The sequence below is a fragment of the Pseudomonas sp. UBA5568 genome (assembly GCF_002425525.1).
Lineage (GTDB): Bacteria > Pseudomonadota > Gammaproteobacteria > Pseudomonadales > Pseudomonadaceae > Aquipseudomonas > Aquipseudomonas fulva.
Map to the genome: position 1 here is coordinate 1 of NZ_DIMK01000034.1, position 13,308 is coordinate 13,308.

Below are 13,308 nucleotides of genomic sequence, written 5' to 3' on the forward strand. Positions count from 1 at the left end.
GACGCCGCCTTCGGTGACCGAGGGAGTGGCAGTCAACGTTGCAGTGGTGACATCGATGGTATCTGTAATTTCAGTAACCAACGGCCCTTGCGGTGGGGTTACTGTAATGCCACTGCCCCCGCTGGTACCGGTGACCGTTGTAGAAATCTGCCCACCATCAATGTAGGGCGTGTCATTCGGCGGGATCACGACATTGACACTGCCAGTGGTCTGCCCGGCCGGAATGACGATCACAGAGCCGTTGGCCAGCGTGATGACAAGGTCGCTGCCCGGTGCCTGGCCAACCGTAGCGGTATAGACAATGACGCCACCCGCTTCGCTGATCGATGGCGTGGCCCCGACCACAAGGGTGGTGGCAACCGCAGTGCCAGTTGTCGGCGCGGTGACCCGGTTGTCAGCGGTGGTTTGCGTTCCAGCCACTTCCACGGGGGCGGCCGCCGCTGCAAAACCAAGGCCTTCGGTAGGGAAGCCTATCGTGGGATCAACGCTGCCGGCCGTTTCTTCCAGCATGACGAAACTGTGGCCGCCACCTGCTGCACCGCCGCCCGCAGCAGTCGGACCGGCAGCTGTGGCTTCAAGATCGGTGGTCGGGTCAGCGCCTGCGGCGATCGCCTGTTGCAATTCTTCGACAGACGGCGCCGCCTGGGCAGCGGCCTGGCCCAAATCGGTACTGCTGTCAGGCGCGTCTGCGCTCCACTGGGTATCACGACCAAGGTCGAGCAATCGGCCATCTGCCAACTCCAGCGTCACCGCGCCACCCGGGCCGGTAAGGACCTGCTCACCCGCTAGAAGTCGATCGCCTTCTATGAGCACACGCCGGATGCCTTCAGGGGATACCGCGATAACCTGGCCGACAATACTTTTGACGATGGCTACAACGCTGCTCATTGGACTCTCCGTGTGACCCGCTGGGGTACTTCTGTGCCAGAGCGGCATCCGCAGCCACCTGAACAGGAATTATGTCGATGATCTCTTGACGCTTGATTGCGTCAATATTCCGTCTATGACGAAATGGAATTAGACTTATGCCAAACTATTGACCTTATATCGGCCATCCTAAACAATCACCAAGGTAATGTCACATTGATATTTTTACCTTAGCCAAGGGCCAATCAACAGCAAATGCGTTGCGTCATTAAAACAGCGCAATGGCACGGAGCACGCGGGCCCAGGTGATGACAGCAGCCATAAATCACATGCCTTTCAACCGTTCGTCGGGCTCAATAGGACCAACAGCGTCAATAGAAGGTCAATTTTGTTTATTGACGTCACATTTCCAAGACTCGTAAGCATAAACCTTGCCGATTACATGCCCGAGACGCCCCTTGATGTTGCCAATTTTCAGGCTGCTTCACCGTAGAATGAACGACGGCCGAATGCGCTAATCGTCTAAACAGGCCTTATCACGCGCCTGCGATTATCGGCCAGAGTCGACAACGGAAGTGGATTTACCTGGATGAATTTTACCTAACACGGGTCACACGAACGCCAGCAAACCAGCGCCTGATAAATGACATTGAGCTAGGCTGTAACGGCAGGCCTGACACATGTCGTTTCTCTGCGCCTTTCCCAGCATCCTGAAGCCTGGATTGCAGCGTGATTCAGAAATGAAACGTTTGTCTGCTGATCAGCGTCATGTAGTAAAGAGACCGATACAGTTGTTTACTCACCACCTAATTCAAGGCGACCATTGGCGACACACTGCATCGCTCGCTGCATGCCTACCGAGCGCCGACATGCATTGCCCCACTGAATGCCTGGGTTCGCTGCCATCGAATGATCGGCGGCCAGCTCATCCCCACCCACCACAAGGATGAAGAGAGCGCCGCGTGGAATCAGAAGTCAGTCGAGTCCAGCTCAACCATGACCCACGTAGTCAGCACGACGATCCTTTGCTGGATAGTCTGCTGAGCTTGTGTGTACTGCACCAGAAACCTGCCAGCCGGGTCATGCTTACCACGGGTCTGCCTTTGCCCGCACAGCGCCTGAGCCCCGAGCTGCTGCCCCGTGCGGCGGCCAGGGCCGGCCTGCAGGGCCGTCTGTTGCAGCGCAAGCTGGAGCAGATTCCAAGCATCGCCATGCCCGCGATCCTGTTGCTAAAAGGCGGACGCAGTGCCGTGTTGCTCGGGTGGGAAAACGAAGACACTGCACGGCTGTTACTGAGCGAAAGCGATGGCGGCGAAGTTCAGGTCAGTCGTGAGACGCTTCAGGATGACTACAGCGGGCGAGTGTTCTTCGCGCAGCCGCAGCACAAATTCGACGTCAACCATGGCAACCTGATCCCCCGAGCCAAATCCTGGTTCCGAGACACGCTGCTGCGCAGCAAGTGGCTGTACATCGATGCCATCGCCGCGAGCCTTGTGATCAACCTGATCGCCCTGGCCGCGCCACTGTTCGTCATGAACGTGTATGACCGGGTCGTTCCCAACCAGGCGACCTCGACCCTATGGGTGCTGGCGGTCGGTATCGCGGGCGCCTATATCTTCGACCTGATCCTCAAGGGCCTGCGCGGATTATGTCTGGACCTTGCAGGGAAAAAGACCGACCTGATCATTTCGGCGACACTGTTCGAACGTATCGTGGGCATGTCGATGAAGTATCGACCGGCCCGGGTAGGCAGCTTTGCCCAGAACATTCACGAGTTCCAAGGCCTTCGTGACTTCCTGGCGTCGTTGACACTGACTAGCCTGATCGACTTGCCGTTCACGGTGCTGATCCTGATCGTCATCGCGATCATTGGCGGACACTTGGTGTGGATCCCGATCATCGCCTTCCCACTGGCCTTGGGCATCGGCTATGCACTGCAGCGGCCGCTGATGGCGACCATGGAGCGGACCATGGCGCTGGCCTCGGAGCGCCAGTCGAGCCTGATCGAGACCCTGGCAGGGCTGGACGCAGTGAAGGTCAACAACGCCGAGAGCGAGCGGCAGTACATGTGGGAACAGACGCTCGGTACCCTCAGCCGGCTGGAATTGCGCGTCAAGGTACTGTCGAGCCTGGCCATGAACATCACTCTGCTCATTCAGCAGTTGGCAGGGGTGGCGATGATCTGCGTGGGTGTGTACCTGATCATCGACGGCAACTTGAGCATGGGCGGCCTGGTGGCGTGCTACATGCTCAGCGGCCGCGCCCTTGGGCCCTTGGGGCAGCTCAATGGCCTGTTGGCTCGCTACCAGCAAGCCAAGGTGACCATGGTGTCCACCGACCACATGATGGAGCTGCCACAAGAGCGCAACTTCGAAGAGCGCCCGCTCAGCCGTAGGGTATTGCAGGGCAGCGTGGAATTCCGCGGCGTGGATTTCACTTACCCCAACCAGCAGAACATGGCGCTGAAGAACATCAACCTGACCATCCGCCCTGGCGAGAAGGTAGGGATCATCGGGCGCAGCGGGTCGGGCAAGAGTTCACTGGCCAAGCTGATCGTTGGCCTATACGAGGCCGATGGCGGCTCATTGCTGGTCGACGGCGTGGATATCCGCCAGATCGACGTCAGCGAACTGCGCCACAACATTGGTTATGTGCCCCAGGACATTCAGCTGTTGGCGGGCACGCTGCGGGACAATCTGGTCAGCGGGGCCCGCTACATCGATGACGAAATGATCTTGCAGGCGGCCGAGCTTGCGGGCGTGCATGAGTTCGCGCGACTACACCCGGACGGCTACGAGCTGCAGGTAGGCGAACGTGGTCAGAACCTGTCCGGCGGGCAGCGTCAGAACGTGGCCCTGGGCCGTGCATTGCTGTTGAACCCACAGATCCTGCTGCTCGACGAACCCACCAGCGCCATGGACAACACCGGCGAAGAACGCTTGAAGCAGCGTTTGCAGGCCGTGGTGGAAAGCAAGACGGTACTGTTGGTGACTCACCGTGCATCGCTGCTGTCACTCGTGGACCGCCTGATCGTGATCGATCGCGGGCAGATCGTTGCCGATGGCCCGAAAGCGGCCGTCATGGATGCGTTGAAGAAGGGGCAGATCAGTGTCGCATAAGCTGGATTTCGGGCAACTCAAGGAAGGCCTGCGGCGTTACTTCAAGGGCAGCGATTCGTTGGGCGGTCAGCCGCTGCCCGAGGTCAACAAGGCCCTTATCGAGGATGCGCCGCGCGTGGTGCGCCTGACGATCTGGGGCGTCATCCTGTTCTTCGTGTTCCTGATCGTGTGGGCCAGCTTTGCGCCCATCGATGAGGTGACGCGTGGTGAAGGCAAGGCCATCCCGTCATCCAAGGTGCAGAAAATCCAGAACCTGGAAGGCGGCATCGTGGCGGAAATCTTCGCCAAGGAAGGTGAGATCGTCGAGGTGGGGCAGCCTCTGCTGCGCCTGGATGAGACCCGCTTCGCGTCCAACGTGGGGGAAACGGAAGCCGATCGGCTGTCCATGGCCCTGCGGGTTCAGCGCCTGAGTGCAGAGGTCGACGGCAAGCCGTTAGAGATCGACGAAGAATTGCGCAAGGCCGCACCTAGCCAAGCGGCCAGCGAAGAATCGTTGTACCAGAGTCGGCGCCAGCAGCTTCAGGACGAAATTGGCGGACTGCAACAGCAACTGGTCCAGCGCCAGCAGGAACTGCGCGAGTACAGCTCTAAGCGCGGGCAGTACGCCAACAGCCTTGAGCTGCTGCGTAAAGAAATCAGCATGTCGGAGCCTTTGGTCGCGACGGGTGCTATTTCCCAAGTGGAGGTGCTGCGCTTGCGTCGTGCCGAGGTTGAGAACCGTGGTCAGCTTGACTCCACGTCGCTGGCCATCCCCCGTGCCGAAGCGGCCGTTCGAGAAGTGCAGAGCAAGATCGAAGAGACCCGCGGTAAGTTCCGAAGCGAGGCACTCACCCAGCTGAACGAAGCCCGGACCGAACTGAACAAGGCGACCGCTACCAGCAAGGCGCTGGATGACCGCGTTCACCGCACCATGGTGACTTCGCCTGTGCGGGGTATCGTCAAGCAGTTGCTGGTCAACACCATCGGCGGCGTGATTCAGCCAGGCAGCGACATCATCGAGGTCGTCCCGCTGGACGACACGCTGGTCATCGAGGCCAAGATCCTGCCGAAGGACATTGCCTTCCTGCACCCAGGCCAGGAAGCCACGGTCAAGTTCACCGCGTACGACTACACCATCTACGGGGGACTCAAGGCCAAGCTTGAGCAGATCGGCGCCGATACCATCACCGACGAAGACAAGAAGACCACGTACTACCTGATTAAGCTGCGTACCGATCGCAGTCATCTGGGCACCGATGAAAAGCCGCTGCTGATCATTCCCGGGATGGTGGCAACGGTCGATATCATGACCGGCAAGAAGACCATCATGAGCTACCTGCTCAAGCCCATCATGAAGGCCCGCTCCGAGGCCTTGCGCGAACGCTGAGGGTGTGCCCGCACGGCCTTGCGTGCGGGCCCTCATTTCTGCAGGTCAGCGCTTATCGTGCGCCCAAGGGGCAGGCTCACCCACCAACTGCCCCTGAATGCCTCCTACACCCATTTCGCAGAGCACTGCGCGCTCACCTTCGGTTTCCACGCGCTCGGCCACCAGAGGCAGATCGATGCTGTGCGCGGCACGCTGGATCGCCTCGATGAACAAGCGTTTGTGCTGTTCATGGTCGATGTTACGGATGTAGCTGCCATCAATCTTCAGGTAAGCCAACCCAAGGTGGGACAGGTTACCGATCATGCTGAAACGTCCGCCAAAGCGTTGCAGTGCCAGGCCGAAGCCAAGGCTGTGCAGCCTTCGAGTCAATTTCTCCAACGCCGGCTGGTCAGGTAGCTGCTCTTCACCGATTTCGAACACCAGACGCGGCCCGAGGGCGACGTTCTGGCTGAGCAGTTCGAAAATGCGTTGCAGCGCCTGGGCGTCCGCCAAGGTAGCGGCGGAAAGGTTCAGCGCCAGCACCTGGTCGTGGCCACGCATGTGCGCCAGCACCTTCTGCAGCACCAGAAGGTCCAGCCTTGGCATCCAGCCAAAGCGCTCGAGCCAAGGGAGGAATCGACCGGCTGGAAGCGCCTCGCCTTGTCGATCCTTCAGGCGGGATATCACCTTGTGGTGCAGCACCTGCTGGGCGGTTGCACAATCGACCACCGGCTGGAAAAACAGCTCGAAGTGACCGTTGCTGAAGGCCTGGTCGAGGCGCTCATGCCAGTCGTGCTGGCTGTCGGCAGCCACGGCAGCGACGCCTTGCTCCAGGCAGACCCAACCCGGGGTTGGCTGGTTCTCCGCGCGTGCCAGGGCCTCATCAGCCAGTTTGAGCAACGCTGGAGGCGCGTCGCCCGGGCTGAAGGGGGCCAAGCCGATGCAGGCCACCGGTTGAATATCGGTGGCCCCCGTCTCATGCAGGCTCTGCAGCGTAGCCTCAAGCGCCTGGGCCAGCTGTATGGCTTCTTCATGCACCATGCCAGGTGCCAGCACGGCGAATTCACCACCCCGGCTGCGGGAAATCAGGTCGTTGGTTTCCGGGAAGCTTGCGCAGGCGCGGCGCAATTGCTCACCGACGGCTTGCAGCAACTGATCCGTGCGTTGGCCCCCCAGACGCGCGTTGAGGCCCGCCAGGCCTTGAACCCGAAGTAACAACAGGTAGCCTGCCCGTGCTTCCTCAAGGTTGCTGACCCGAGCATTGAGCTGCATTTCGAAATAGCGACGGTTGGACAGACCGGTCAAGGTGTCTTGATAGGACTCGGCGCGTAACCGCTCGCTGCGCTCGGCCTGCTCGGTGAACAGTGCCTTGAGCTTTTCGACCATCTGGTTCATGGCCTGGACGACGCGCCTGAGCTCGGGTGTGCGGGGCAGTTCAGGCAGGCTCAGGAATTCACGCCTGGCGATGGCATGGGACTGTTCGACCATGTAGTCCAGCGGCTTGAGCTGCCGGCGCAGCAGCAACGCCCCCAGAATGGCGCTGGCGGCACCACAGAGCAGTAGCCAGCCCAGGCTGCCCAACGCGCTTTGCCAGAGCTTGGCAATGGCGAACATGGGGTGACTGATGACCTCGACGCGTGCCGCCTGCTGCCAGCCACGGCTGACCAACGCATCGCCACCGGCAGCTTCCAGACCGATCAGGTGAACGAACCAACGGGGTACGCCCCCAGGGTCTGGTTCGGCATGGCGCTCGACGAGCACCGTATTGGAAGCCAGGTCCACCACTTTGATACTGGCGTAGTAGCCACTGTCGAAGATCGAACTCACCATCAGCTCGACCATGGCAGGGTCATCGATATTGGGCGTAAGCGACAGGGCCAGCGCAGTGGCTGCATCCTGTGCATGCGAGCGGAGCTGGTTGACATACTGGCTTCGCGAACTCTCCAGGCTGACCATGAAACTGCCGGTGAACGCCACTACCAGGAACAGGCAAATAGCCAACAGCAATTGTTTGAACAGTGACATCTGTGCTCCTTCAGTAAACCGGCTCGGCCGAGAAGCCTTCGGCCTGCATTTTTTTCAATAGGTCCTGCCAGCGCGACAAGCGCTTGGTGTCGCCGACTTTCTTGTTGCCACCGGCGCCTGTCAGCCATAAGCCTTCACCGTTGAAGGCATAGACGGGCAACAGGTCGGGGCGCTGGCTGGCCGGCTTGATCGCGTCCATCAGGCTGTCGAGCACCAACGGCTGCGCCTGGGGCGTTGAATAATAGGTCAGTACCATGTGTGCCCGGTTCTGTCGCAAGGCCTTGACGTAGGTGATCCGCAGTTTCTCGCTGGGGATGCCCATGCGCCTGAGGCTGAAGTACTTGGCGATAGCGTAATCCTCGCAATCGCCAGCCCCTTTTATCAGTGCTTGGACCGGTGTTGCCCAGTAATCGACCTCGTGCCACAGATCGATATCCTCGACGTAGCGCAATTGTTGGTTAAAGAACCGGTTGACCACCTGCAGACGCTCAAGCTCAGTCCCCTGCTTCTGGGTGGCCATGAGGTTCTGCCACGCATCGATTCGCGCTTTGCCCTCCCCCAATGGCCCGTACAGCGCTTGAGACTGGCGACTGATCTGGGCGAAATCCCAATCGGCATGCAAACCGCCCAGCAGCAGGCCACCCAGCAGCGCAGCCAGGGCAACTCGGTGCAGCACGGTTTTGAGCATCGGGGTGATCGCCACTGCCAAGCACTGTCCAGGCCAGTCGAAAGAAGCGATGGTGCGGCCTGACACCGCAAAAGACAATGGCACATCGCGATCATCGGCCTCTGTGTCGGAGTACGCCGGATCAACGCTTGCCGCGCGGGTCATGTCACTTCCTTTGCAGAGCAACTTCATCCACCATAGCCGCGCCCTGGGGCATGCCCCCAGTAGAGGCCAGCATTTGACACGTCATACCGCTATAACCGTGTCATTGGATCCAACTTTGGTAATCGTTTAAGGCAGGCGTTGCGTGGGCAACAAAATCAAACTGAGCAGCGTGTTGAACAGTGAACAGTTGCTGCCACATCTGGCCCGCGGCGTTATTGAAGAACGCGTGCGCAGTGCCATTCTCGAGGGTCGTTTGCCACCCGGAACGGCAATCAGGCAACAGGAGTTGGCGACACTTTATGGCGTCAGCCGTATGCCCGTGCGTGAGGCGCTGCGTCAACTGGAAGCGCAGTCACTGTTGAACGTGGAGCTTCACAAGGGCGCAGTCGTTGCGCCGCTGATAGGCGAGGATGCGGCAGATGCCTACGATTTGCGTGTTCTGCTCGAAAGCGAGGCGTTGCGTCAATCCATTCCGCTTCTGACGGCGCAAGACATCGCCAAGGCCCGCAGTTGCATCCAGCAACTGGAAAACGAAACACGACATGCCGAGATCGCTCGTCTTAATCGTGAGCTTCACATGGTGCTTTATAGCAAGGCAGCGAACCATAAACTGCTGCGCCTGATCGATAACGAATTGATGCAAGAGGAGCGGTTTCTACGCTTTCATCTTTCGTCGATGGGCCTGGGCAAGCTCACCCAAGACGATCACACGGCCTTGGTCGATGCCGCCAGTGCCAAACGTGTCAGCGATGCAATTGCGGTATTGGAGCAGCACCTCAACAGCGCAGCCGTGACCATTCGAAGGTACTTGGACAGCCAGCGCTCGCACTGAATGGCTTGGGGACCGACAGGTAGGTTGCAAAATCTCGCGCCGGGCGAAACAATGAGACTAATTATCATTTAAGCCCTGATAGCTGTGTCTCATGCCTAGCAACGATCTCGTGCAAAACCTCTACAGTGCTCATCATGGCTGGCTGCATACCTGGCTGCGCCACAGGCTTGGCAATGCGGCCGACGCTGCTGACGTGGCCCAGGATACCTTCATGCGGCTGTTGCAACGCCGCGAGCATCTGCAGATACAACAGCCCAGGGCGTTTCTGCGCACGGTGGCGCGCGGGTTGATCATCGACCACTGGCGTCGAGAGGAACTGCACAAAGCCTATCTGGAAGCGCTGGCGCTGGTGCCGGAGGCTAACACGCCCGATGTGGAGACCCGCGAGCTGCTACTGGAGTTGCTTGAACGCATTGCCAAGATGCTCGATGGCCTCAAGCCAAAGGTTCGCACTGCTTTCCTGCTAGCCCAATGCGAGGGCCTGCGGCATCAGGAAATTGCACAGCAGATGGGCGTATCGGTGAGAACGGTGGAGCGCTACATTGCCGACGCGCTTTATCACTGCTACCTGCTGCGCTACGAAGCGTAATGACACCGGTTATGCCTAGCCCTCATCCCGACGCCAAGACGGNNCAGACAAGCCATCCAGTGGATGCTGAAACTTCGCCACAGTGGTGAGGATCCGGCTTTGAACGAGCGTCTCGCGCAGTGGCGCTCCGAGGCTGCGACCCATGAGCTGGCCTGGCAACGCGTGCTGCATTTGGAACAGGACCTGGACCTGCGCCACGTACCCGCTGCGGGGGTTGCGCTGCAGACACTGGAGGCCAGTCATCGGCGCCTTGAGCGGCGACAGGCGTTGAAGCTGCTGGGCACCGTTGCCGTGTTCGGATCGGCAGCATGGCTGAGCAAGGACTTGAGTGTAGTACAGGCCTGGTCATCCGACTACGCGACAGCCACGGGTGAGCGCAGAGACGTGACCTTACCCGACGGCTCTCGGCTACAACTCAATACCCGAAGTGCCGTGGACGTGGCCTTCAACAGGCAGCAATTGTCGATCGACCTCAAGCGGGGTGAGGTCATGCTGGACTGTCGACAGGCAGCTCCTGGACAACCTCCAGTCACTCTGCGCACGAATACCGCAGCGTTGCAAACCGTCGGGGGGCGCTTCGTGGGGCGTATCGAGGACGATTGCCTACGGGTGGTCGTCAGTGAGGGGCGAGTATTCACTCGCAGCCAGAGCACCGGCCTGATCCAATGGCTCGAGCCAGGTGGAGAATGGCGCGTCACCGCCAGCGGTGCCGAGCAGGTGACGCCTTCAGGGATGGACGCGATGGCCTGGACCGAAGGCCTCATCGTGGGCAAGAACATGTTGCTCAGGGATTTCCTGACGCAGATCAGCCGATACCGCCGCGGTTATCTCACCTGCAGCGATGACATTGCTGAGCTCCGTTTGTCCGGGGTATTCCGCCTCCAGAATCCAGAACATCTCCTGCAATTGCTGCCCACCACGCTTCCCGTTCAAGTTCGTCATTTAACGCGATGGTGGGTGCGCGTGGAAGCGCTGGGTCGTGCCTAGACTTTGGTGAACAAAGCCTGCTCCTAATGTGTCGGGTTTTGGCCGCGTAACCGGCTAGATCAGTGAGAAGAATCTCCTGCACATTTTACGGACCCTTTCATGTCAACCAACCCGGTAAAACTGTACGCCTTTGGCGCGAATGATTTTCGACCTGTCTTGCACTCAGATTTGCTAAGCAATGCCATCCGCGCTGCCTTGCTGGGTACGGCGCTTGGATTGGCCATGGTGCCTGGCATCACACTCGCCGCTGATGCCTCACTGGTCAGCTCGACTTATGCAATTGCGCCTGGGCCCCTGGATGAAGTGCTCAATCAATTTGCTCGTCAGGCGGGCATCACGCTTTCCAGTACGCCGGCACTCACGCAAGGCTTGCAGTCCAGAGGCCTTCACGGACAGTACTCGGCTGAGCAGGCGTTAGGGGTGCTGTTGGCAGGAAGCGGCTTGACGGCGTTGGATCAAGGAAACCGGACCTTCATCGTACAGGCTCAGCCAGCGGAAGCTGCGCTGGCGTTACCCGATACGGACATTCGAGGTTTCACCCTGGGCAATGCCTTGGGGAGCATGGAGGGTTATAACGCCACCCACAGCCAGGTCGCTACTAAAAGCAGCTTGGCACTGGTAGAGACATCCCAATCGGTTTCGGTGGTAACCCGGCAACAGATCGACGACCAAGGTTCTCAAACCGTCGCCCAGGCCATGCGCTATACCCCAGGGGTGATGACCAACCCCTATGGCGCGACGCACCGGTATGACTACGTGGCCATGCGAGGTTTCAATGACGGGTCGGTGGATAACATCTACGTAGACGGCCTCAAGTCCATGGGGGACAACGGCACCTACAGCACGATGCAGGTCGACCCCTATTTCCTGGAACGGATCGATGTCTTGAAAGGGCCTTCTTCGGTCCTTTATGGCCGTAGCTCACCGGGTGGATTGGTCGCACTGACCACCAAAAAGCCCGTGTTCACCGCTTTCCATCAAGTTCAAGCGTCGGTTGGTACCCAAGGTCAGCGCGGGCTGGGCTTCGACACCAGCGGCCCGTTGGATGCAGACAAGCGTATTGCCTATCGCCTGACCGGTTTGGCAGACGCTTCGGATACTCAGTTCGATCACAACAAGGAAGAACGCTACGCCATCGCTCCGTCGCTTAGCATCGATTTCAGCGAAGACACATCGCTGACCCTGCAGGCCTACTTGCAGCATGATCCAAACGGGGGGTATCACGGCGGTAATCCTGCAGACGGGATGCTGAGCAAGCGTAATGGGGTACGCCTGTCGGATCACTTCTTCGAAGGGGAGCCGGGCATCGACAATTACGAGCGCACCCAGCAGTCGTTCAGTTACCAGTTCGAGCATCGCTTCAACGATGTATTTACCGCGCGGCAGAACTTCCGCTACCAGGACTCGGACGTATCGATGGACCAGGTGTATTCGGCAGGTTGGGCAGATGCCGACAGTACCGTCCTCAACCGAGCTTACACCGGGGGTGATGAGCGGCTGCACTCCTACATCATCGACAACATGGTCCAGGCTGAATTCTTCACCGGCATTGCCAAGCACACCCTGCTGCTGGGCACGGATTACCAGCGCCGCAAAGCCGATGTCTCGTGGCGTTATGGCACTGTAGATCCGCTGGATGCGGCTAACCCGCAGTATGGTAATGGCCACCTGCAGGTGCTCGGTGAAAACCGATACCAACGCCGGTTGCAACAGACGGGTGTCTATCTGCAGGATCTGGTGGAGCTGGATCAATGGCGCTTCTCACTGGGCCTGCGCCAGGATTGGGTCAAGGTATCCGAGGAAAATCGTGATACCAATACCAGGGTCAGTGACAAGCGTTCCAACTTCACGACTCGCGCTGGGGTGCTCTATCTCTTCGAGAATGGCCTGGCGCCGTATGTGAGCTACTCCGAGTCCTTCAACCCGAATACCGTATCCGATCAAGACGGAAAACCGCTTGCTCCTACCGAGGGCACTCAGTGGGAAGCCGGTATCAAGTATCAGCCACCTGGTAGCGACAACCTATACACCGCCTCTGTGTTCCGTATCGAGCAGGAGAACCTGGCCTCCAAGCAACCGGATGAAGACTTCTACAGGCCTGTCGGTCAAGTGCGCTCGCAAGGGTTGGAGTTGGAAGCGCATGTGCAGGTCACTGATAACTTGAAACTGCTGGGTGGCTATACCTACACCGACATCGAGTACTCGAAATCGATGCCTAGCCTTGTATCCAGCGGTCTGGACAACAAAGGCAATTCGCCTACCCAAGCCCCGGAGCAAATGGTCTCGCTGTGGGCCGACTACAACTTCCGGCAAGGCGCGCTCGACGGGCTTAGGTTGGGCGGCGGCGTGAGGTATGTGGGGCATAGCTGGGCAGATGCAGAGAACAGCCGCAAGGTGCCTTCCTACACGTTGGTTGATGCCTCGTTGGGCTACGACATGGGTAAGCTGGGTCTGAAGGGCTTGGATGTTCGTCTGAATGCCAACAACCTGACCAATCAGCGATACATCACCTCGTGCGCCAGTTTGAATTACTGCTACATGGGCGAAGAGCGTAATGTGAGCGCCACAGTGAGCTACCAGTTCTAAAGCGCACAGCGGGACAACCGCTTATCAGAAGCTAGTCATTGGGGGTGTTTAAACCCCCCAAAAGAAAAAGCCCCTGTCTGCAGCGCAGACAGGGGCTTTTTTGTTTGAATCTTGACGATGACCTAC

General features: G+C 59.0%; 9 protein-coding genes. 6 read left to right on the forward strand and 3 right to left on the reverse strand.

All coding sequences use genetic code 11. The features are described 5' to 3' along the window. On the reverse strand, positions 1-888 hold an 888-nt coding region (locus B2S33_RS11130; protein ID WP_288650281.1), incomplete at its 3' end, for a retention module-containing protein. 941 nt (positions 889-1,829) lie between these two features. On the opposite strand from B2S33_RS11130, the gene B2S33_RS11135 reads away from it, so the two are divergent. After that, positions 1,830-3,986 carry a type I secretion system permease/ATPase gene (locus tag B2S33_RS11135; RefSeq protein WP_028687928.1) on the forward strand — a complete coding sequence of 719 codons (2,157 nt, stop codon included), beginning with the start codon at positions 1,830-1,832 and terminating at the stop codon, positions 3,984-3,986. Next, positions 3,976-5,352 (forward strand): HlyD family type I secretion periplasmic adaptor subunit, encoded by a 1,377-nt coding sequence (locus B2S33_RS11140; RefSeq protein ID WP_023535148.1) that lies wholly within the window; start codon positions 3,976-3,978, stop codon positions 5,350-5,352. The genes B2S33_RS11135 and B2S33_RS11140 overlap by 11 nt, the downstream gene beginning before the upstream one ends. Before the next feature lie 45 nt (positions 5,353-5,397). Here B2S33_RS11140 and lapD read toward each other — a convergent pair whose 3' ends face one another. Together lapD and lapG are read right to left on the reverse strand one after the other, a co-directional pair. Continuing rightward, positions 5,398-7,356 (reverse strand): cyclic di-GMP receptor LapD, encoded by a 1,959-nt coding sequence (lapD, locus tag B2S33_RS11145; protein ID WP_027915751.1) that lies wholly within the window; start codon positions 7,354-7,356, stop codon positions 5,398-5,400. Between the two features lie 10 nt (positions 7,357-7,366). Then, the gene (gene lapG, locus B2S33_RS11150; protein WP_288650285.1) at positions 7,367-8,128 is read right to left on the reverse strand and encodes a cysteine protease LapG; all 762 of its coding nucleotides are present in this window, start codon (positions 8,126-8,128) and stop codon (positions 7,367-7,369) included. A gap of 202 nt (positions 8,129-8,330) precedes the next feature. On the opposite strand from lapG, the gene B2S33_RS11155 reads away from it, so the two are divergent. The 4 genes from B2S33_RS11155 to B2S33_RS11170 all read left to right on the forward strand — a co-directional run bounded on the left by B2S33_RS11155 (position 8,331) and on the right by B2S33_RS11170 (position 13,182). Beyond that, complete coding sequence (locus B2S33_RS11155) at positions 8,331-9,020, forward strand: GntR family transcriptional regulator (RefSeq protein ID WP_027915753.1); 690 nt, start codon at positions 8,331-8,333, stop codon at positions 9,018-9,020. A 91-nt stretch (positions 9,021-9,111) separates the two neighbouring features. Further along, positions 9,112-9,609: a sigma-70 family RNA polymerase sigma factor gene (locus B2S33_RS11160; protein ID WP_027915754.1), complete on the forward strand. Its 498-nt coding sequence runs from the start codon at positions 9,112-9,114 to the stop codon at positions 9,607-9,609. 63 nt (positions 9,610-9,672) lie between these two features. Continuing rightward, on the forward strand, positions 9,673-10,596 hold the full coding sequence (locus B2S33_RS11165; RefSeq protein ID WP_414707712.1) for a FecR domain-containing protein: 924 nt from the start codon (positions 9,673-9,675) through the stop codon (positions 10,594-10,596). Positions 10,597-10,818: 222 nt separating this feature from the next. Next, positions 10,819-13,182: a TonB-dependent siderophore receptor gene (locus B2S33_RS11170; protein WP_414707713.1), complete on the forward strand. Its 2,364-nt coding sequence runs from the start codon at positions 10,819-10,821 to the stop codon at positions 13,180-13,182. The last annotated feature ends 126 nt before the right edge of the window (positions 13,183-13,308 follow it).

Coding starts and splice junctions, on each gene's coding strand:
- lapD (WP_027915751.1), bottom strand. CDS start 7,356: ATGTCACTGTTCAAACAATTGCTGTTGGCTATTTGCCTGTTCCTGGTA.
- B2S33_RS11160 (WP_027915754.1), top strand. CDS start 9,112: ATGCCTAGCAACGATCTCGTGCAAAACCTCTACAGTGCTCATCATGGC.
- B2S33_RS11170 (WP_414707713.1), top strand. CDS start 10,819: ATGGTGCCTGGCATCACACTCGCCGCTGATGCCTCACTGGTCAGCTCG.
- B2S33_RS11165 (WP_414707712.1), top strand. CDS start 9,673: ATGCTGAAACTTCGCCACAGTGGTGAGGATCCGGCTTTGAACGAGCGT.